Source organism: Vibrio sp. VGrn 2 (assembly GCF_009361695.1).
GTDB classification, from domain to species: Bacteria; Pseudomonadota; Gammaproteobacteria; order Enterobacterales; family Vibrionaceae; genus Vibrio; species Vibrio diabolicus.
In genome coordinates this window covers 1-18,743 of sequence record NZ_RBWD01000029.1, presented here as the reverse complement: position 1 = coordinate 18,743, position 18,743 = coordinate 1, and the positions used below count along the sequence as shown (strand labels likewise).

The window sequence follows — 18,743 nt, the reverse complement described above, 5'->3', positions numbered from 1 at the left end:
GAATAACAAGACGTTCAAGGCGATTCGAAACGCATTGGGGTTTTAGTGCCCAAATAGGCACGGATTTATCAGAGTTTATTTTAGGTTAGGGTGCATGTGCGTCTCTCACACCTTAACTGCGCGTTATACAAATGAGGAGTTTCGGTGTACAGCACAGAACAAAAATTGGTTGATGAGTTATTTCATACGGCTGAGTGCGGCGAAAACCTGTTCGATCTCGCAATAGCCTCGTTGAATACACAAATGAATGAGGAGTACGCTGTACTTAAGCGGGAGTTGGATACAGCTGAAAAACGTTACGATGACTGGAAGTCGGATTACGACGCAAAAAACCAAGCTACGGATGAGTACGTTGAATTTAGTATCGATGAGTATAATGACTTGGTTTTAGACTGCCAAGCATCACAAGCTCACAGCGAATACATTTCTGATCAAGTATTTGCTTTAGTGGAAATGCAAGTGATTTACTCATTTAAACAGTTGGAGATTACGCTTAAGAGCTTGCTGTCTTTAGCTTTTGATAACGTTGACAAAAAATCTTTATTCAATTGGAAATCTTTGAAAAAAGAGTATAACTCAAGAAATGTCAAAATAAGTGAGGCTGATAATTATGTGCCAATTAATCAGTTGCGTGTCGTTAACAATGCTCTGAAGCATTCTTCGAAAATCACTCAAGAAGTAAAAGACTTAGCAATTCTAGAGTTTCGTGACTTAGAGCTCTTTGACTATGAATCACTGAACTCTTTTTATCAGCGTATTAAAGGTGGCATAAAGATTTTCTTACTTTCAGTAGTTTGTATGCTTGTGAGTTCTCTAGGGTTATCTCACTTACACTGGAGAACCAACCCAAACAGAGATGAGACGTTTGAGTTTGATATGGATATACCGTTCTGAGGTAATGTCGAAATAATTTGTATAACAAGCAATTTAAGAGTGATTCAGCACGCTTGGCATTTTTGGTTTGGGTCAAGTTTAGTGTTTACAGTGGTTAAATTAAGTGTCGTGGTCGCGTGCTTCACACCTTAATTGGGCGTTATACCGCAATCAATCATCTAACCTTTTCATGGCTTTACGGTAAACATCGCTACGTTCGCGTTTTCCTACTGCTAAGACGGTTACAATGATGACATCGTCTTCAACTTTGTAGACGAGACGGTAGCCCGATTGACGCAACTTAATTTTATACATGTTGTCAGCTCCAGAAAGCTTTGAAGCCGGAACATGTGGGTTATCTAAGCGCTCGATTAGCTTTTTCTTAAATTGTTGTTGCAGAGTAGAGCCAAGCTTTTTCCACTCTTTGAGTGCACTCTTTTTAAAGTCGAGTTTATAGGTCATCAATATTTACCGAAATGCTTTCTTCAGATTCACGCTCTTTAGCGATAGCGAGTAGTTCAAGATCTTCGAGTCTGTCCATCATCATTTCGTACGCTTCGGCAGGTACGCAATAAAATGCGGGCTCATTTCGGTTTAATACAGCAACAGGTTCGCCGTAAGCACTAGTTGCAACTTTCATAGGATTAGCTTTCAACTCAGTAATGCTTGCAGCAACATCGGCTAAAATTCTAGTGGTCATATAATCGGTCTCTTAAGTGGTCTTTATGTTGGTCATTTTAGCCTCAACCAAGCGGTATAACAAGTTGCTTAAGAGTGATTCGCAACGCGTGGCATTTTTACTATGCGTCGGTCTATGTGTTTAAGGTATTATGCGGAGGCTAAGGTATTGCATAATACCTTAGCAAGGCGTTATGCCTTTTATCACTATTCAAGTAATAATCGACAATTTTCGCTAGATTTGGGTTGAATCAAATTCCGAAGTTTCCAATCACGTTATTGTTGATCTTAGTTTGAAGTGACTTGGATAGGTATCAAATGGAACGTTGTGGAAAGTGTAAGCAATTTACGCGGACGAAAGAGAATAATAAGGATTTGTGTGGTGCTTGGGAACAGCCAACCACAGCAGATAGACAAGCTTGCCAGTTTTACATTCCGAAGAATCTGAGCTTTTTTCAAAACAAAGAAAGTTCAAAATTGTAGCAAGCCAAAAGCAAAGGCATAACAAAGCGTTTAAGGCAGATTCACAACGCGTGGCATTCTCAGCTTAAATTGAGTTTTGTGTTTAAGGTGTAATGGTTTAGGTTAGGTGGTAGCGTTGCTCACTACTTAACGCGGCGTTAGCAGTCAGAGGTAACAAGGAACTATAGATGGAATTAAAGTATCGTTCAGCTGATTTTGAAGATTTGGAAAGTCTTGTTGCTTTGCTTTCAAATGACCCGCTTGGTAGCAAAAGAGAAGACGCGTCTGTCCCGCTGAATAGTGCGTATATTGAAGCGTTCGAAGCAATTGCACGAGACCCAAACAACGAATTACTTGTTGTTGAACTGGAAAACTCTCTAGTCGGGATGCTTCAAATTACTTTTATTCCCTATCTGACACATATTGGCAGTTGGCGTTGTCTTATCGAAGGTGTACGAATCCATAGTGACTATCGTGGACAAGGCTTCGGTGAGCAAATGTTCGCACATGCCATCGAACTGGCAAAAAGCAAAGGCTGTACAATTGTTCAGTTAACAAGTGACAAGCAGCGCCCAGATGCAATCAGGTTCTATGAAAAGCTTGGATTCAAAGCAACACATGAAGGGTTTAAACTCGCGTTGTAGGTTGTCTGCTAACAATAAATTTAAGAGTGATTCACAACGCTCGGCGCTTTCACTTCAAGCCAGTTTAGTGTTTATGGCACAATGCTTTAGGTAAGGTGTTAGCGTTGTTCACACCTTAATTTGGCGTTATATTAATTAGTAAGGAGATTCGATTATGCCGATGATTCCAGCATTTTGTGATAACTGTGGTACTCCATTCCCATCCGGCATATTTGTCGAGAATTGCTTACAAATGACAATGACTGGAAACCGATCTGGTCCGTGTCCGAAGTGTGGTGGTATGGGAAGTGTTCCTGACGGGGTATTCAACGTCTTAGGAAATGTAATTGAAATAATAAATGCACCGAGTAAAACGATAGAACAATTACAACGTTATGCTCAAGTGCTTGATGAAGCTAAAGAACAGCGGCTATCGCGTGAAGAGGTAAAGCAAAAGATTAATGAAGAAGTTCCAGAGTTTTCATCAGTTAGCCAATACCTTCCTAAAAGCCGCTCTGAACTGTATGCATTTCTAGCTTTAATCGTATCCATTTTAGCCTACGTAACACCTCTCATGATGTCAGACGATGGGATGTCAGAAAGTGATGTCGAGAGTTTAATAAATAACTCAGTGCAACAAATGTTAATGCAACAAGAAATAGAACGCCTTAAAAGAGAAAACAGTGAGTTAAAAGGTTTTGAGTTTTCTAAGCCATCTAGAAACTCTGATTGTCCGTGCGGTTCAACAAAGAAATACAAAAATTGCTGTGGTCAATTAATATAACAAAGCATTTAAGAGTGATTCCCAACGCTTGGCATTTTCCATTCCATCGTTGGGTTTTGTGTTTACGGTGATCTGGTTAAGTTTTGTGGTAGCGTTGCTCACACCTTAATGCGGCGTTATGCATTTTTATTAACTTCGGAGTTGTTTATGCAGTTTCCAACATTTGATTTTAGGCAGTGGTATCAAACGGATTTAACAACTATTGAACAAGTTGAAGATGTGTTCTTTAACAAAGAGGTAGATGGTGAGTTATTCTTTAGAGGCATGGCAAATTATGACTTTGTGTGTATATCCACCTTTTACCGATACTTTATCTCTAACCATGATCTGAAATGGTCTGAAGTCGATGTAGGTTTTAACTCAAAGGTTTTACTCCCAGAAATCGACCTAGAGGAATATAAAAAACAGTCTTTCCAAATTTTGGACGATTTTTATGACAATTTAAGAACTCTTGGCTCTCAAGAGCTATCGTTTGAATCTATTGCATATTTAGCACAACACTATGGCTTACCGACGGACTTAATCGATTTCAGTTATGATCCTAAAATAGCTCTCTACTTTGCATGTTGTGAGATGCCAGAAAAAGATTGCAGTGTGTACATGTTTGATATTTATTCTCGTGTCAAAGAAATGATGGGGCTCTATGCCTCGGGAAGTATTGGGTATTGTCAAAAGCCCGATGGGTCATTGATGGATGCAAGTGAGCGAGAGCGTCATGCTAGAGAGTTGTGTACAAAACTATCGAAAGATGGACTACCGACAGTTACCCCTGTCATTGAACTCGATAAGATTAAATATGGACAGCGCATACTGAATCAGAAAGGAGCTTTCATATACCATCGAAATGCAGTGCCAATGGATCAACTGATGTACACAGCATCAACGCACACCAGTTATGCTGGGCGTCGTGTATATAAAATTGCCCATTCACTTAAACCAATAATCTTAAAAAGATTGGAAGACGACTTTGGTATAAACGAAGCATTTGTTTATCCAGACGCAGACCAAAATCTTGACATCATTGATAAAGCCGTTCAAATGACGCGAGAAAAATTTGGCTTATAACAAATGCATAACAAACAATTTAAGAGTGATTCGGCACGCGTGGCATTTTCACTATGCGTCATTTTTTGTGATTAAGGTGGCATGCGGCAGCTTTGGTATTGCGTGCCTCACACCTTAATTGGGCGTTAGCATGTAGGAGCAACATGAAGAAAATTCTCATCATTGGCAATTCTGGTTCAGGTAAGAGTTGGTTGTCAGATCTGTTGTCTCGAAAGCTCCAGTTGCAAGAAGTTAACTTGGACTCGATTGTATGGGAGCCAGGTGGCTATAACCGGAAACGCTCTCCTAGAGCAATCGAAAATGAAATTGTTAGTTTACGTTCTCAACATAGCTGGGTGGTTGAAGGGGTATTTGGTGCCTTAGCGGAACAGCTCATTCCTTCCGCTGATACGCTGTTGTTCTTGGATTTGGAGTGGTCCGTGTGTGAGAGTTCTCTGCATGCTCGTGGTTCAGAGAGCTCAAAGCAACTTGATGTGGAACAGGCGGAGAAGAATTTTCGAGAGTTATTGAAATGGGCTTCTGAATACACGGTTCGAGAGTCCAAAAGCTCACGGCAGTTTCATCAGCAATTGTTCAGTGATTTTCAGGGCAATAAAGTACGTTTCACTACACGCTCACAAGTCAACGCATTTGTTGTGGAAACAACATGCTAACAAAGCATTTAAGAGTGATTCCCAACGCTTGGCATTTTTCATTCCATCGTTGGGTTTTGTGTTTATGGTGGTATGGTTAAGTTTCGTGGTAGCGTTGCTCACACCTTAATGCGGCGTTATACGAATAGAGGGAAATTATGTACAAAAATACTGATTTTAGCTTGGATTCAAAAGAGTTCAGGTTTAAGAAAGACTCATATCCTTTGTCTAAGATAAACAATGTTAGGGTTAAAAAGTTAAGTTTTCTTGATAATTTAGGTCAAGTTTTATTCTGGGTGTGTGTTTTTTCAGGGGCAGTTTGGTTAGTTATTCCAAGGTTGGAAGAGGTGCCACAATGGCTACTAGTTTTAGTTCTTAGTCTGACGGTTGTAGGTTTGGTTTTTGCTCTTTTTCGTTGTTCTAAATATGCACTTCAAGTCGAGTTTCACCACATAGATGAAACGGGCGTTCAATGGGTTAATGTCGCTAAGTCATACTCAAAGTCAGATTGTGAGTTATTTGAACAGCAAGTGTTGGCACTGAAAAAATTCGTATAACAAATTGTTCAAGAGTGATTCGGCACGCGTGGCATTTTACTATGCGTTGGCTTTAGTGGTTAAGGTGTTATGCGGAACCTTCGGTATTGCGTGCCTCACACCTTAACAAGGCGTTAGTACGGGATTGGCATCAAAGGTTAAAAGTTCTGGTGTTTATTGGTTTCGTTCCCTAGCTTCACACCTGAACGGGCGTACCTTTCACGTTCTTTCCGGTGGCACTATATGCGGAGTGTTCGCTTTGACTTCACCGTTTACGGCTTCTAACTTTTTGGCTATTTCGTGGGCGCGGCTTCTCTTGAGTGGTTGGTTTTTTACCTTAAATTCGGTTCTTTGGTCTGGTTGTCAAAGCTCGGTGACCGAATCCTTTGCTAATTTGAAACTGGTCAAAATAGGGTAGTTGGGCGTGTTTTTCTTCTAGCCAACTTGCGTTTTGAGGTTAAGTTCTAGTTTCGCAGTTGTCCCTTTAGCTTTAGCGTTTTAAGCCAATAGTTTCGTGTTATATTTCAACACCTTGGTGTAAACCAAAAGGTTTAGAAACAGCGTACTAACAAACAATTTAAGAGTGATTCGGCACGCGTGGCATTTTTACTATGCGTTGGTTTAAGTGAATAAGGTGGTATGCGGGGGCATCGTATTGCGTGCCTCACACCTTAATTGGGCGTTAGTTTGCAAGAGGAAAAACGCAGTTATATCGCAAGATCTACCAGTAAAAGCTCAAAGTTGAAATTGTCGTATCGACGTTCAATTTCAGTGTTAACTAGCGTGGTGAAAATTCCAAGTTGGCATCGTTTCAACGGTTGATTTGTTCTTTGGTGCGGCGACTTTTGGGATAATTTAGTCGTACTTTTTTGCTGAAACTTTGCTCGTTAAGTTTGTTGGTACAAAAGCCGATTTACTCGCTGAAATGACGTTTTCTCTGGTGTGGTAAGTTCACGTGGTTTCAGTGGCTTTGTTGACAGTCCGCATTGTAAGATTGGTTTTCCAAAAGCGCTTTTTGGTGTTGTGAGTTCGTTTTCTGCGGCGTTGTTTGTTCCAAGTGGTTTCATTGACTAGCCGCTTTGAGACTACGCCTGACTTAAGTGCATCAAAGCACATAAAGTTTGTTGTTTGCAAAGTGTAAAATAACGTAAAATCAATCCTTTGGGTTTACAAACTAACAAACTGTTTAAGAGGGATTCGCAACGCGTGGCATTTCCATTATGCGTTGGTTTCAGTGTTTAAGGTGGTATGCGGCGGCTTCAGTATTGCGTTGCTCACCCCTTAACAGGGCGTTAGGCTATTGAGGAGAATTTGAGCTTGAAAACAGTTTGCGTAGCTCTAAGTATGTTGCTTATTTCATCGCCTGTATATGCAGCAGTCTTTCCTGATTTTCAGGGGCATTATGAGCGGTATAACAATGATCAATTGGATACTGACACTGCCTTTATTGACTTGACTAAGGTGGGTTCGAACACATACGAACTATCTGGTACATCAGTTTGGGTAGGTGGCTCTTCTTCTGGCCTTGTAAATTTTGGAGAAATCGACGGAGTTGTAACGTTAAAAGGTAATCAAATAGACTATGACGTTGACGGCTGTACTCTCCAAGTTTTGTTAGATCAAGATACCCTCGTAGTGAGCAAAGACAACGGTTGTGGCGGGCTAAATGTCACCTTCAATGGGACGTACGTGAGAATCTCAGAGGGTCAATAGCCTAACAAACTGTTCAAGAGGGATTCGCAACGCGTGGCATTTTCACTATGCGTTGGTTTTAGTGTTTAAGGCGGTATGCGGCGGCTCTTGTATTGCGTTGCTCACCCCTTAACAGGGCGTTAGGCTCACTATAAGGAAATGAAATGGAACCGGTAATTATTTTAGGGAGCCGTGTCAAAGGCTTGATTGTTCTTTTGTGTGGAATAGGAATGACCTTGTTGGGGTGTTATTTGATTTCTTTAGGGCACTGGTGGGGATGGGTAGCGACTATCATTTTCTCTTTGGGGGTTGTTGTCACCATTCTAGTCCTATTGCCCTCAGCTACAGCATTAAAAATAGACGCTGAAGGATTTGAAGTTAAAATAGGTTTCCGGAAGTGGTCTCTCTCTTGGTCAGAGGTTGAGTCTTTTTCTGTGGTAACAATTAGCAATAACAAGGTGGTTTCGATAGCCCTTTCTCCTAAGTGTAAAAAATGGAGAGTTGCTCAAAAAGCAGCCTGTGCTATTGGAGGTGCGGAGGCTTGTATTGCAAATGTATTCGCAATGAAACCATCTGAGCTTAGCTCTCTTCTTAACAAATATAAGCAGAAGTTTGCGCCTTAAGCCTAACAAACTGTTTAAGAGGGATTCGCAACGCGTGGCATTTTCACTATGCGTTGGTTTTAGTGTTGAAGGTGGTTTGCAGAGACTTTTGTATTGCGTTGTTCACCCCTTAACAGAGCGTTATGTTTATTGTCAGGTCTACCTCAATCATCTAATACGAAACAATATGCAACCAAATAGGTAAGTGTTAGAATCCGGCTAGTTTGTATGGCTCAGGCAGCTATATAAGTATAAAAAAGGAAAATAAAATGAGCGATATCGTACAGATTTTATCGTTTGATAAATATATAGCTCCTCTGGAGCATACGTCTGATGGTCGAATGGCAGCAACACACCTGGCTAGTGTTAAGTGGATAGATAACAAAGCTGGTCGTTTCTATGTAAAAGTTTATCCCAAATGTCATCCTCGTGGCTTAATCAACGAAATTACTGGTTACCTAGTGGCGCACGCCTCTGGTATACCGCAACCTAAGAAAGTCGCCGTCATACAAATCCCTAAAGAAGTGATAGAAAATAATTTCAAAGGTGACTTTGAATGTTCTGGTGACTACTATTGGGGATGGGCTAGCGAAGAGTCTGGGACGACTCCCAATACATATCTGAAGATGGAAAATATGTTGGCGTTTAATCAATGCTTAGAGCAGTTAAAAAAGTGGAAGTCATTCCCTAATATGCTTGCGTTCGATGATTGGGTTGCAAATCAAGATAGGAACACAGGAAATATAACAGTCAAAGGATACAATGACTTTTACGTCATTGATCATGGCAATGTGCCTGTTTCGGAAAAGTGGACTAAAGAGCATTTAGTGGTGGAAAGTGTGTATGAGAATAAGCTACTTGACGGATTGTACCAAGATAACAACTACCCACTGCCTTTATCTGCATCCTTAATTGAGTCGAGTAAAGAGCACCCAGAGGCTTTTAGAAAAGCTCACCAAGAATTAATTAAATGGTGTGATGCACTACTCGATGAAGATTGCTCATCACACCTTCAGCATTTCCTTGAAGCTCGTGCGCATCTTAGCGTATCGAGGATTAAGGATAAAACGGGGCTACTGGTGGCTTAAATGAACAATCTTGAAAAGCTATTAGGACAAAATACTGAGAAAAGCCTAGTAAAAGGTGAGTGGTTTAATATCAGGTGGACACCTGACTTAGCTACTGGCGAGAAACTTAATATTGGTGTTGGATTTGTCGAAAATGGGCGAGTCCATAGCAGGCTGTTGAGCTATTTCGAAAGAGTAAAGTGCCTGTATGGTGAACGTGGTATTTATCATGCAGAGTTGGTGACTTCAATAGTCGGTGAAAGTTTACGTCAAAATAAAAAGTCATCACCGATCCCACAAATTGCATACGATAACTCTGGTTATGCTCAAGGTTTCTCTGTTGATGAGGTTTTAACCAGTCTGTTTGAACAGACTGTTCCTTTGCAGAAAAAAATCCGTGTTCCCGGTAATACAAAGCGTTTTAACTCCGTTAACACAGATAAACTGTATACCTGCTTGGTTGATGAGTTAAAAATAAAAGCTGCATTACAATTTGAAGAGTTTGTACCTGCTGATAGTTCAATTTTCATCGAGGATGACTTGGGGGCACATGAACTTTTCGTACCGTTTCGAGATAACAGAAACCTTGTTGGAGGGCTCGCTTCGACAGTCTATTCTAACGTTCAAAGAATTGAACTTAATCTACTGAAAGCGGCTAGAGATGTTGAATCGGCGGTTAAGTTAGGCAAGGGAAATAAAGCATCCGTCTTTATATTGATGCCTGGCGATGAAGTAGAAAAGTTAAACAAAGAACAAATAGTTTCAATTGAAAATACTCTTGATAAATTTGATTGGCATATGAATAAGCAAGGTATTTCCGTTGGGGGACACACCTCTGTTAGTGGCTTGGCGGACGAAATATGTTCTTGGGCTAACGTAGCATAAACATAAACATAACAATCTGTTTAAGAGTGATTCGCAACGCTTGGCATTTTTGCTATGCGTTGCGTTTTGTGTTTAAGGTGGTATGCGGAAGCTTAGGTATTGCGTTGCTCACACCTTAACAGGGCGTTAGTTTGCAAGAGGAAAAACGCAGCTATATCGCAAGATCTAGTGGTAAAAGCTCAAGGTTTAAGTTGTCGTATTGGCTTTCAATTTTAGTGTTAACTAGAGTGGTGAAAATCCAAAATTGGCATCGTTTCAACGTTTGGTTTGTTCTTTGGTACGGTGACTTTGGGGTTAACTGAGTCGAACTTTTTTGCTGAAACTCTGCTCGTTGAGTTTGTTGGTACAAAAGCTGATTTACTCGCTGAGATGGCGTTTTCTCTGGTGTGGTATGTTCATGTGGTTTCGGTGGCTTTGTTGAAAGTCCGCATTGTGAGATTGGTTTTCCAAAAGTGCTTTTTGGTGTTGTCAGTTCGTTTTCTGCGGCGTTGTTTGTTCCACGTGGCTTCATTGAGTAGCCGCTTTGAAACTACGCCTGACTTGAGTGCATCAAAACACATAGAGTTTATTGTTTTCAAAATTTAAAATAACGTAAAATCAACGCTTTGGGTTTGCAAACTAACAAACTGCTCAAGAGGGATTCGCAACGCGTGGCATTTTTACTATGCGTTGAATTTAGTGGTTAAGGTGGTATGCGGTGGCTTCGGTATTGCGTTGCTCACCCCTTAGCAGGGCGTTATAAAGATTAGGAGACTTTTGCGATAAATGGACTTAGTTGTTGAGTTACTAAAAAGTGGTGATTACTGGATTGCGATTGTTGTAGTGATCGTAACTATTGCTATAAATGCTCCTAGAGTAACCGAGTACTACTTCTTACTTAGAAAAAATAGAATCGCTCAAATTTTATCAGCTTTACAAGAACCGAGTGTCTCGGAAGAACTAAAGACTCATTTAAAAAATGAGCTAGATATTGAGTGTTTTAAAGGTATTCATGGTACTCGTGTTAGCTTCCCAATGTTAAAAGCAGTTTATGTACTTAATGAAAGGGTTGGGGCGACGGTCTCTTTCAGACATGTTTTGAAAACAGTCCAACTTTTACCTGATATTTCTGATGTAGAACTTTTGTCGTACCGGATCAGATTAAACATCCTAGATAAGGTTATTGCTTCTTATAACTTGGTGTTTGGATTGCTCATAGCTGGCTTTGGGTTCATAACATTTTTACTATCGATTTACTCCATTGTTACTGGATTTGAGCCAAGCCTTCTTATTTCTGGTGTTATCTTCCTACCATTAGACTTTTATATGCTCAATGATGGTAGTGCCTTGTTTTCTGTGTATCACATCAATAGAGCACTCAATGACTATGAAAAGGCAACTGAGAAAAAATCTTTATAACAAATTGTTCAAGAGTGATTCGGCACGTGTGGCATTTTTACTATGCGTTGGTTTTAGTGGTTAAGGTGTTATGCGGGAGCTTCGGTATTGCGTGCCTCACACCTTAACAAGGCGTTAGATTAACCCGTATAATTTGCCATATCATTATACGGGTTACTGTTAGTTCTGCTGCTTACACGTGAACGGGATTTTGATTTTTCTTAAGTAATTTAAAAAGTCCCGAGACAGTGTGCGACATTCCATTTCTGTAAAGTAAGCAGGCTCATACTTATACATGTATCGAATGGTTTCGTTCCAACCTACGTCGTCACTAAATAGTAGGTGGATGCGTTCTGCCGATACTAAAGTGATGTCGTCTAAACCAGAACATAAATTTTTGTTCTCACAATCATTTCGGTATTTCAAATACTGCGAGTAAATTTCATATGCATCTTTCTTATCATTACTGGATGAATCTTCCATCCAAGTAAAGTAAGGCACGATGACAGCTATAATTGCGACGATTAGCGCTCGGTCTAGTGTTTTTATCTTTTTCCATGTTGTTTTGAATATAGTGAGTAATTTTTCTTTCATTTATGAACTTAAAAGTTTTAAAAACACATTTTAATTCATGTGCTTGTGTTAATCTAACAAATTGTTCAAGAGTGATTCGGCACGCGTGGCATTTTTACTATGCGTTGGTTTTAGTGGTTAAGGTGTTATGCGGAGGCTTCGGTATTGCGCGCCTCACACCTTAACAAGGCGTTATGTGTATCCGCTTGGAAAGGAGTTCAGTTTGAAAAATCTATCAATGGCTGTAGTGGTAAAACAAGGTAAAGTTCTTGTTCAGAACCGTTACCGACGTGGTAAAGGTATGGTTTTTGAATTTCCAGGCGGTTCAGTTGATTCTGGTGAAAGTGGTGAGCAAGCCGCTATACGGGAACTATGGGAAGAAACAGGTTTAAATGGTCTTAAGGTTCTAGGTAATCACACTGCTCAAAATAGCTATGGTGGAGAAATAAGTTATGTAGTTTTAGAGGCTCTACCGAACCAAGAACCAGCAGCCGTAGACCCAGAACGGAAGCAGACTTTCTACTGGTTTATTCCTACCGATATTCCTCGTGGAGACTTCTTTGACGCTGACTTAACCTTCATCGAAAAGCATTTAGGATTATACACATAACAAAGCGTTTAAGAGGGATTCTCAACGCTTGGCAGTTTTGGTCCAAAGTTTAGCTTTTGTGTTTATGGCACAATGGTTTAAGTTGTGTGGTATCGCGTTGTTCACCCCTTAACGCGGCGTTAGGTGCTTGGAGAAAATCATGAACTCAAAGGAAGTCGTCCTAGCTTTTTGGGATGCGATGAAAACAAATGACTTTGCCAAAGCAAGCGAGTGGCTTAGCCCAGACTTTGAGGGTTTCTGGCCGCAGTCTGGTGAACTTATTATTGGCCGAGATAACTTTACGGCTATCAATTCCTATTACCCAGCGAATGGTATTTGGGAGTTTACAATTCACTCTGTAGTTTGCGACGGTGAAACAGTTGTCACTGATGTATCAATTACAGATAGTGTCCAAAAAGCACGAGCTATAACTTTTCATACCGTTGAAAATGGCTTAATAAGTAAGCAAAAAGAGTTCTGGCCAGACCCAATGGAAGCACAGGCATGGCGGGCAAAATGGGTCAGATTAGTGCAAGATTAAGCTACGCACCTAACAAACAATTTAAGAGTGATTCGGCACGCGTGACATTTTTACTATGCGTTGGTTTTAGTGGTTAAGGTGGTATGCGGAAGCACCGTATTGCGTGCCTCACACCTTAATTGGGCGTTATGTGAATAGGAGATTCCAATGGACAAGGTAGTCAAAGATCGTTTCGATGAGTATCCAGATAATGCTCGTGTTAGGTTAGAAGAGCTGCGAAATTTAGTCTTTCAAGTCGCATCTGAGTTGGAACTGGGTGAGGTCGATGAAACTCTCAAATGGGGTGAGCCAAGTTACAGTGTAAAAACTGGCAGTCCGTTAAGAATGGACTGGAAGCTTAAGTCTCCTAATAGTTATTACCTATTCTTTAATTGCCAAACTAAGCTAATCGATACATTTCGGGAGTTGTATAGTGACGAATTGGTGTTTCAGGGTAACAGAGCAATAGTTCTGTCCTTATCGAAACCGCTACCAGAGACGGTCATCAAGACCTGTTTAGAGTTAGCTTTAACCTATCATCAGCGTAAGAATCTGCCTCTTTTGGGAGTGTGAAAAATTCACATAACAAAGCGTTTAAGAGGGATTCTCAACGCTTGGCATTTTCAGTTTGATTCAGCTTTAGTGTTTACGGCACAATGGTTTAGGTTCGGTGGTGGCGTTGTTCACCCCTTAACGCGGCGTTAGTTGCCAACGAGGAAAAACCTACCTAAAGCAGAATGTTTAGGGCTAGTGTTCGTGAGTGTTTGGCTAGGTTTTCGTATTTTGGGTTGTGAGAATCGTGCTTTGATTTCTTGTGCGATTTGGGTTTTCTGTTTCAGCTACTGATTAGCTTGTTGAAAGCCTGAACTGTTGCATTGTCGTTCCAAAAGGTTTGTTTGGTGTTCAAAGTTCGTTTTCTACGGCGCTGTAAATTCCAAGTGGTTTCAGTGACAGGCGCTTTGAAACTGCGCCTGATTTGAGTTTCTCAATACACGTCAAGTTAGTATTGGCAAAGCGGTAATCAACTTCAAATTAAAGCCTCAAGTTTGTCAACTAACAAAGCATTCAAGAGGGATTCACAACGCTTGGCAGTTTTGGTTTGAATCAGCTTAAGTGTTTACGGCACAATGGTTTAGTTCGGGTGTAATACGTTGTTCACCCCTTAATGCGGCGTTATATGCAACAATGTGGCTAGTCTGCTTTAGGAGAGTGGAATGTTAGATTTTTTGAACCAAACTATTGGTGTTGATATAGCAACTTATATCAGTTTAGGTCTTGCCGTTGTGGGTATTTTCTTCGGTGCAAAGTTCAGCAAAAGAAGGTTGACTCAAAGCCAGGATGTTAAACGAGGAAATGGAATTCAGACTACTGGAAATGTTAAGTTAGAGATAAATTATGGTAGGAAGGATAAGGATTAATGTTGGGGGATAAGCAAGAGCAAATAGTCAAAGAAAAAGCTATTGCGGTTCAAACAAAAGGGGATGTTCATATCGAGCAGAACATCGGGGTGTCATATTCTGACGTTAAAGATATAGCAAATGATCTATTTGAAAGGAATTTTTTAGAACTATCAGAATTAGCTGCTAACATAGCCACTAAGAGAGCAAGAGAAGTAACTAATAAAGCTATCTCAAAGCTAAAAAAAGAGTTTGGTGAGGAGTTTGTTAAAGCGAGTGACCCAAACTTTCAATCTTGCCTCTACGATATTCAGGTTGAATATGCAAAAACTGGTGATGATGAGTTAGGTGATTTATTAATTGATGCGTTAGTTCAAGTTTGTAGTGAGGATGCTCGCAGTCTTAAAGGTATTGTTTTTAAAGAGTCTTTAAAAGTTATTCCTAAACTAACAAAAACTCATGTTGTGACGTTGTCAATAATTTTCTTCCTAAGAAGTTGCACTCAAGCGGGAATAAGAAATTATGCCATGTTGGGAAATTTTTTAGATGAGTTCGTCAAGCCATTACTTACTGAAATATCAACGCATCCATCATGTTATCAACATCTTGAGTTTTCGGGATGTGTTACATTTGATAACAACCAACCAAGCTTAGCATCTTCTTTTAAAAATGTATTTCCTGAATTATTCCAAAGGGGATTTGATGAATCGATTGTTGAGGGATTAGGCTTAAGCAATGAATTAAGGCAAGAGTTTATTTCAACCTGCTTAACAGACAAAAGTAAATATAGTGTCTGGTTCCTCCCTGAAGACGGGCTTGATAAAAAGCTCAATAGATTAAACATCCCTTTAGAAACACAAAAAAAAGTAGTTAGTGCATATATAAGTCACCGAATGAGTGATGTCGAAATAATCAAACATTGTATTGAGGTTCGTCCTTATATGGAAAAACTTTTCAGTGTATGGACAAGCCGAGGTATAAATAACCTAAGGCTTACGACTGTTGGTATTGCTATTGGTAGTCAGTATTTCGAAAAAATAAGCAAAACGAAGACAGACCTTTCGGGTTGGTTTGAGTGAACAGTTACATATAACAAACTGTTTAAGAGTGATTCGCAACGCTTGGCATTTTTGCTATGCGTTGCGTTTAGTGTTTAAGGCAGTATGCAGCAGCTTCGGCATTGCGTTGCTCACACCTTAACAGGGCGTTAGCTTTCAAGGAGGATATGTGAATAAGTTGAAATGTCTAATATTTTTGTTTTCTACGTTCCCTACGTTCATTTATGCTGAGGAAATAGAGGAAAATCTTATAGACGCAAGGAGTGAAAGCTCCTCTCTTTTGATTTTTGAGTTTACCAAGGATATATGTGAATTTAGGCTAGGTACCTCAGGATATGACTCTGAAATTCAGTGTAGCACGACCGAATGTAAGAAGAAGCTTAAAATAATTGAATCAAATTATAACCTCGATATTCTGGTAACCCCAGAATACAAGATGGTATTAGCAAGCACTAACAGAAATGGACTTAGGGAAACAAAGATTAGTACTTCGTACACTGATATATATGAGTTAATGACTGGTTGGGAAGTAGAAGTAGATAAGGTACCATTTCAGAAGAAAGACGCGTCAGATATTGCTGCCTGTATAAATAAAATAGGTAATGAACTTGCAGGCAGATTACTAAGCGATGAGCAGAAAAAAGTAATTGACAATGGGGATGTCTTAACTTTTTTTAATAAAGTTAACAATATAGAAAAGAAATTCATTGAAGATGAATTGGAATTCGCAAAACTGGAAATTGTCTATCCAGAACTCCTAGAAGATTCAAATTCGGGTTTTATTTATGTGACGGTCATTCCTTCCATGCGCTTTGCAAATAGACCAAATGTCATGAATAAATCTGAAATAAAAAGCGCTGTAATTGAATTAAAAGAGATTGCTAAAAGAATGTCTCCAAACAACGAAGATGTGAGTGGTGCTCTATCAAAGTTAAAATCAGGTGACGCTATTTACAGGATGTCAAAATGGACTGATGGAGAAATAGTTCAGATTGATAATAAATTTAAGACCTTAAAATTGAACATAGTTGGCAATGGATTTGAGGTGACTAGTTTATCTCCAGAACATCAAGTTCTTAGTCCTTTTGTTGAATCTAGATGGGTATGGCAAATAAAACCATCAAGAGCTTCAGTTGGTGATCCTCTGATACTCGTAGCTGAGTCAAAATCTTCAGAAAATTCAAATAATATTTACACAAATCAGATACCCATAGTTGTGAAGTACGAAAAATCGATTATTAATATGTCTTGGGGGGTGGTAATCAGTAATTGGCAGTTCATTCTGGGAACTGTCCTGATTCCTTTAGGAGTCTATATTTGGAAACGAAGAAAGAGTAGCTCAGCGGCTTAAAAGCTAACAAACAATTTAAGAGTGATTCAGCACGCGTGGCATTTTTGTTATGCGGTGGTTTCTGTGTTGAAGTACCATGCAGCAGCATAGGTATTGCGTGCTTCACACCTTAATTGGGCGTTATTTCCGCAACGGATCTCTCAGGCTGAATGTACGTGGTTGTAGCCTAAGAGTGAAAGTGGCGGGGTAATAGGTTGGAAAAGCGGCGAAAAGGGCGAATATTGGTCATTTCCATGCTAGCCTTAAAGCGCTTTAAGCGCACCTTAATATGGCGCAGCAATTAAAGAGTGACGCTAAAGCGATTTAAGGTAGTGAGCTGCCAAATACTTCGGCTTCGATTTTTGCCTGCATACCGAAAATTTCTCGTCATATCAAAAGATTAGGCGTAAACATAGCCGACTTTAGTTGCGGAATAACAAGACGTTCAAGCCGATTCGAAACGCATTGGGGTTTTAGTGCCCAAATGGGCACGGATTTATCAGAGTTTATTTTAGGTTAGGGTGGATCTGCGTCTCTCACACCTTAACTTGCGCGTTAGTTGCCAACGAGGAAAACGCAGCTAAAGCAGAATGTTTAGGGCTAATGTCCATGTGTTTTTGGCTAGGTTTTTCGCATTTCAATTTCTAGTTATTTGGGTTTGTGAAAGTCGTGCTTTGGTTTCTTGTGCGGTTTGGGTTTGCTGTTTCAGAAGCCGATTAGTTTGTTGAAAGTCTGCTCTGTTGCATTGTCGTTCCAAAAGGTTTATTGGGTGTTCAAAGCCTGTTTTCTACGGCGTTGTAAATTCCAAGTGGTTTCAGTGACAAACGCTTTGAAACTGCGCCTGAACTGAGTTTTTCAAAGCACATAAAACGAGTGTTGTCAAAACGGCAATCGACTTCAAACCAAAGCTTTAGGTTTGGCAACTAACAAAGCATTCAAGAGGGATTCACAACGCTTGGCAGTTTTGGTTTGAATTAGCTTAAGTGTTTACGGCACAATGCCTTAGGTCGGGTGGTTTGCGTTGTTCACCCCTTAATGCGGCGTTATATTTCAATTTGAGATTAGCAACTATGAATGAAGAAGAAAAGTTGGCAGAGAATTACTTAAAATCGATATCCCATCATAGTTTAATATTTGAGCCAGAAGGTAATGTTCCCCCTGACTTTTTACTTAATGAAAATATTGCGATTGAAGTTACTAGACTCAACGACCACTACGAATATCAGGGAGCTTTGAGGCGCTATGATGATGACAGGATGAGAATTCTATCCTATTTGGAAAATAGCCTTAAAGCTTATGATTGCAACTTATGGGACGTTGGATTTTATGTTCACTTCAAAATTAGAAGACCGTTTGGCAATTTGAAACGAAATGGCAAGTTATTACTGGAACTACTCCATTCATTTGATACAGCTGAGAGCGTATTTAATAAAAGGCTTTATATTATATCAGATGGATTGTCTGTGAGTTTCGAGCGCCATGAACTTAAAGAAAATCAGCAAGTATTCAAATGCGGGGTATTCGACGAGTATGAAGAGGGTTGTCTTGTTGTGGAAGAAATGCTTAAAAATGCTAAGTATTGCATTGAGAGAAAATCCTCAAAAATAGCACCTTACTATGATAATTATGAGCAATGGTGGCTGATATTAATAGACGCGATCAATTACGGGCACTATGAAGAAAGTATAGATATATTGAAAAACAAAATTGATAAAAGTGTGTTCAATAAAGTGGTTTTTCTTGAAGCAGTCAATGGTTCATACATATTTGAAATATAACAAACTGTTTAAGAGTGATTCGCAACGCGTGGCATTTTCACTATGCATTGCGTTTAGTGTTTAAGGTGGTATGCGGAGGCATCGGTATTGCGTTGCTCACACCTTAACAGGGCGTTAGTCGCCAGAAAAAGCTAGCAATCAAAATCATGTTTCTGACCTAAAAATTTGGCAGTAGTCTATTTGGTACACAGATCTATCGGCAATGGTCAAAACTCAGTTTTA

The 18,743-nt window shown here is 39.8% G+C and carries 22 protein-coding genes; 18 read left to right on the top strand and 4 right to left on the bottom strand.

The annotated features are described in order from the left end of the window. Positions 1-165 precede the first annotated feature (165 nt). Positions 166-894, top strand: coding sequence for a hypothetical protein (locus D8S93_RS23980; protein WP_152816010.1), 729 nt, complete (start codon positions 166-168; stop codon positions 892-894). A gap of 150 nt (positions 895-1,044) precedes the next feature. On the opposite strand, the gene D8S93_RS23975 is transcribed toward D8S93_RS23980, so the two are convergent. Both D8S93_RS23975 and D8S93_RS23970 read right to left on the bottom strand, forming a co-directional pair. Next, a complete protein-coding gene (locus tag D8S93_RS23975) occupies positions 1,045-1,335 on the bottom strand; it encodes a type II toxin-antitoxin system RelE family toxin (protein WP_005377002.1) in 291 nt (96 codons plus the stop codon). Further along, on the bottom strand, positions 1,325-1,573 hold the full coding sequence (locus D8S93_RS23970) for a type II toxin-antitoxin system Phd/YefM family antitoxin (protein ID WP_005377003.1): 249 nt from the start codon (positions 1,571-1,573) through the stop codon (positions 1,325-1,327). Before D8S93_RS23970 ends, D8S93_RS23975 begins: the two co-directional genes overlap by 11 nt. Before the next feature lie 628 nt (positions 1,574-2,201). On the opposite strand from D8S93_RS23970, the gene D8S93_RS23965 reads away from it, so the two are divergent. The 9 genes from D8S93_RS23965 (at position 2,202) to D8S93_RS23895 (ending at position 9,899) form a co-directional block, all read left to right on the top strand. Further along, the gene (locus D8S93_RS23965) at positions 2,202-2,657 is read left to right on the top strand and encodes a GNAT family N-acetyltransferase (protein ID WP_029817106.1); all 456 of its coding nucleotides are present in this window, start codon (positions 2,202-2,204) and stop codon (positions 2,655-2,657) included. A 154-nt stretch (positions 2,658-2,811) separates the two neighbouring features. Next, complete coding sequence (locus D8S93_RS23960) at positions 2,812-3,420, top strand: SEC-C metal-binding domain-containing protein (protein WP_227484030.1); 609 nt, start codon at positions 2,812-2,814, stop codon at positions 3,418-3,420. A 147-nt stretch (positions 3,421-3,567) separates the two neighbouring features. Then, entirely contained in the window at positions 3,568-4,485 is a 918-nt protein-coding gene (locus D8S93_RS23955) for an FRG domain-containing protein (RefSeq protein ID WP_193621670.1), read from the top strand. Between the two features lie 143 nt (positions 4,486-4,628). After that, complete coding sequence (locus tag D8S93_RS23945) at positions 4,629-5,138, top strand: ATPase AAA (protein WP_048625630.1); 510 nt, start codon at positions 4,629-4,631, stop codon at positions 5,136-5,138. Positions 5,139-5,275: 137 nt separating this feature from the next. Next, positions 5,276-5,674, top strand: a complete 399-nt coding sequence (locus D8S93_RS23940; RefSeq protein WP_152816001.1) for a DUF6232 family protein — start codon at positions 5,276-5,278, stop codon at positions 5,672-5,674. Positions 5,675-6,970: 1,296 nt separating this feature from the next. Further along, on the top strand, positions 6,971-7,366 hold the full coding sequence (locus D8S93_RS23920) for a hypothetical protein (protein ID WP_152815998.1): 396 nt from the start codon (positions 6,971-6,973) through the stop codon (positions 7,364-7,366). A 143-nt stretch (positions 7,367-7,509) separates the two neighbouring features. Beyond that, positions 7,510-7,968, top strand: coding sequence for an STM3941 family protein (locus D8S93_RS23910; protein ID WP_152815995.1), 459 nt, complete (start codon positions 7,510-7,512; stop codon positions 7,966-7,968). Between the two features lie 248 nt (positions 7,969-8,216). Beyond that, the gene (locus D8S93_RS23900; RefSeq protein ID WP_152815992.1) at positions 8,217-9,035 is read left to right on the top strand and encodes a HipA family kinase; all 819 of its coding nucleotides are present in this window, start codon (positions 8,217-8,219) and stop codon (positions 9,033-9,035) included. After that, positions 9,036-9,899 carry a hypothetical protein gene (locus D8S93_RS23895; RefSeq protein ID WP_152815989.1) on the top strand — a complete coding sequence of 288 codons (864 nt, stop codon included), beginning with the start codon at positions 9,036-9,038 and terminating at the stop codon, positions 9,897-9,899. 151 nt (positions 9,900-10,050) lie between these two features. Here D8S93_RS23895 and D8S93_RS24945 read toward each other — a convergent pair whose 3' ends face one another. Then, positions 10,051-10,410: a hypothetical protein gene (locus D8S93_RS24945; RefSeq protein ID WP_172840928.1), complete on the bottom strand. Its 360-nt coding sequence runs from the start codon at positions 10,408-10,410 to the stop codon at positions 10,051-10,053. A 254-nt stretch (positions 10,411-10,664) separates the two neighbouring features. Here D8S93_RS24945 and D8S93_RS23875 point away from each other — a divergent pair, with 254 nt between their 5' ends. Then, complete coding sequence (locus D8S93_RS23875; protein ID WP_152815985.1) at positions 10,665-11,297, top strand: hypothetical protein; 633 nt, start codon at positions 10,665-10,667, stop codon at positions 11,295-11,297. A 159-nt stretch (positions 11,298-11,456) separates the two neighbouring features. On the opposite strand, the gene D8S93_RS23865 is transcribed toward D8S93_RS23875, so the two are convergent. Further along, on the bottom strand, positions 11,457-11,870 hold the full coding sequence (locus tag D8S93_RS23865; protein ID WP_152815982.1) for a hypothetical protein: 414 nt from the start codon (positions 11,868-11,870) through the stop codon (positions 11,457-11,459). Positions 11,871-12,072: 202 nt separating this feature from the next. Here D8S93_RS23865 and D8S93_RS23855 point away from each other — a divergent pair, with 202 nt between their 5' ends. The 7 genes from D8S93_RS23855 to D8S93_RS23810 all read left to right on the top strand — a co-directional run bounded on the left by D8S93_RS23855 (position 12,073) and on the right by D8S93_RS23810 (position 18,521). Then, positions 12,073-12,459: an NUDIX hydrolase gene (locus D8S93_RS23855; protein WP_053047138.1), complete on the top strand. Its 387-nt coding sequence runs from the start codon at positions 12,073-12,075 to the stop codon at positions 12,457-12,459. 139 nt (positions 12,460-12,598) lie between these two features. Beyond that, complete coding sequence (locus D8S93_RS23850; RefSeq protein WP_014232138.1) at positions 12,599-12,979, top strand: nuclear transport factor 2 family protein; 381 nt, start codon at positions 12,599-12,601, stop codon at positions 12,977-12,979. 147 nt (positions 12,980-13,126) lie between these two features. After that, entirely contained in the window at positions 13,127-13,531 is a 405-nt protein-coding gene (locus D8S93_RS23845; RefSeq protein ID WP_152815977.1) for a DUF1801 domain-containing protein, read from the top strand. A 641-nt stretch (positions 13,532-14,172) separates the two neighbouring features. Continuing rightward, positions 14,173-14,376 carry a hypothetical protein gene (locus D8S93_RS23835; protein ID WP_152815974.1) on the top strand — a complete coding sequence of 68 codons (204 nt, stop codon included), beginning with the start codon at positions 14,173-14,175 and terminating at the stop codon, positions 14,374-14,376. Beyond that, positions 14,376-15,434, top strand: coding sequence for an LPO_1073/Vpar_1526 family protein (locus D8S93_RS23830; protein ID WP_152815971.1), 1,059 nt, complete (start codon positions 14,376-14,378; stop codon positions 15,432-15,434). Before D8S93_RS23835 ends, D8S93_RS23830 begins: the two co-directional genes overlap by 1 nt. Positions 15,435-15,582: 148 nt before the next feature. Then, entirely contained in the window at positions 15,583-16,764 is a 1,182-nt protein-coding gene (locus D8S93_RS23820; protein ID WP_152815965.1) for a hypothetical protein, read from the top strand. A 1,049-nt stretch (positions 16,765-17,813) separates the two neighbouring features. Beyond that, the gene (locus D8S93_RS23810; RefSeq protein ID WP_152815962.1) at positions 17,814-18,521 is read left to right on the top strand and encodes a hypothetical protein; all 708 of its coding nucleotides are present in this window, start codon (positions 17,814-17,816) and stop codon (positions 18,519-18,521) included. The last annotated feature ends 222 nt before the right edge of the window (positions 18,522-18,743 follow it).

What these genes read in the sequence shown, in the direction of transcription:
- D8S93_RS23975 (WP_005377002.1), bottom strand. Translation starts at nt 1,335, where the DNA reads ATGACCTATAAACTCGACTTTAAAAAGAGTGCACTCAAAGAGTGGAAA.
- D8S93_RS23970 (WP_005377003.1), bottom strand. Translation starts at nt 1,573, where the DNA reads ATGACCACTAGAATTTTAGCCGATGTTGCTGCAAGCATTACTGAGTTG.
- D8S93_RS23965 (WP_029817106.1), top strand. Translation starts at nt 2,202, where the DNA reads ATGGAATTAAAGTATCGTTCAGCTGATTTTGAAGATTTGGAAAGTCTT.
- D8S93_RS23960 (WP_227484030.1), top strand. Translation starts at nt 2,812, where the DNA reads ATGCCGATGATTCCAGCATTTTGTGATAACTGTGGTACTCCATTCCCA.
- D8S93_RS23955 (WP_193621670.1), top strand. Translation starts at nt 3,568, where the DNA reads ATGCAGTTTCCAACATTTGATTTTAGGCAGTGGTATCAAACGGATTTA.
- D8S93_RS23945 (WP_048625630.1), top strand. Translation starts at nt 4,629, where the DNA reads ATGAAGAAAATTCTCATCATTGGCAATTCTGGTTCAGGTAAGAGTTGG.
- D8S93_RS23940 (WP_152816001.1), top strand. Translation starts at nt 5,276, where the DNA reads ATGTACAAAAATACTGATTTTAGCTTGGATTCAAAAGAGTTCAGGTTT.
- D8S93_RS23910 (WP_152815995.1), top strand. Translation starts at nt 7,510, where the DNA reads ATGGAACCGGTAATTATTTTAGGGAGCCGTGTCAAAGGCTTGATTGTT.
- D8S93_RS23900 (WP_152815992.1), top strand. Translation starts at nt 8,217, where the DNA reads ATGAGCGATATCGTACAGATTTTATCGTTTGATAAATATATAGCTCCT.
- D8S93_RS23895 (WP_152815989.1), top strand. Translation starts at nt 9,036, where the DNA reads ATGAACAATCTTGAAAAGCTATTAGGACAAAATACTGAGAAAAGCCTA.
- D8S93_RS24945 (WP_172840928.1), bottom strand. Translation starts at nt 10,410, where the DNA reads ATGAAGCCACGTGGAACAAACAACGCCGCAGAAAACGAACTGACAACA.
- D8S93_RS23875 (WP_152815985.1), top strand. Translation starts at nt 10,665, where the DNA reads ATGGACTTAGTTGTTGAGTTACTAAAAAGTGGTGATTACTGGATTGCG.
- D8S93_RS23865 (WP_152815982.1), bottom strand. Translation starts at nt 11,870, where the DNA reads ATGAAAGAAAAATTACTCACTATATTCAAAACAACATGGAAAAAGATA.
- D8S93_RS23850 (WP_014232138.1), top strand. Translation starts at nt 12,599, where the DNA reads ATGAACTCAAAGGAAGTCGTCCTAGCTTTTTGGGATGCGATGAAAACA.
- D8S93_RS23845 (WP_152815977.1), top strand. Translation starts at nt 13,127, where the DNA reads ATGGACAAGGTAGTCAAAGATCGTTTCGATGAGTATCCAGATAATGCT.
- D8S93_RS23835 (WP_152815974.1), top strand. Translation starts at nt 14,173, where the DNA reads ATGTTAGATTTTTTGAACCAAACTATTGGTGTTGATATAGCAACTTAT.
- D8S93_RS23830 (WP_152815971.1), top strand. Translation starts at nt 14,376, where the DNA reads ATGTTGGGGGATAAGCAAGAGCAAATAGTCAAAGAAAAAGCTATTGCG.
- D8S93_RS23810 (WP_152815962.1), top strand. Translation starts at nt 17,814, where the DNA reads ATGAATGAAGAAGAAAAGTTGGCAGAGAATTACTTAAAATCGATATCC.